Genomic DNA, 387 nt, shown 5'->3' on the forward strand with positions numbered 1-387 from the left:
CTTATCCAGCCTACGAACTGGCGTTATTGAAACCATTAACCGAGTAGTACGCGCTCGATATTGTCGCAGCCCAGCGCATTCAGAGTGGCAGATGTCGCGTCCCACTGGATAAGCGCCGCATCCGCTTTTTCTGCCAGCACCGCACGTTGAATGTCCGGATAGTCGTAACCGTTCAGACTCAACAGGTTTAATGCACCCTGCAACGGTGGCAGCGTTGGGTTGAAGGCGGCGTTTTCAGCATAACTGCCGCTGAAAATTTGACCATCCTTACACTCCAGCGCCACGCCGCTCGGGGATTTGCTGTACGGCATGTGGCATCTGTTGGCGGCGGCAATCGCCGCCTGAATTTGTGTCAGACCGCGATACATGCAAAAAAAGATCAATAAT

At 53.2% G+C, this 387-nt stretch carries 1 pseudogene; it reads right to left on the bottom strand.

Annotation, left to right across the window (positions count from 1 at the left end):
- Window positions 1-35: 35 nt before the first annotated feature.
- Window positions 36-387 (bottom strand): annotated as a pseudogene (locus FDX22_RS27255) (cytidine deaminase); the annotation flags it as partial.

This window comes from Citrobacter sp. TBCS-14, assembly GCF_005280805.1.
Taxonomy (GTDB): domain Bacteria; phylum Pseudomonadota; class Gammaproteobacteria; order Enterobacterales; family Enterobacteriaceae; genus Citrobacter; species Citrobacter gillenii.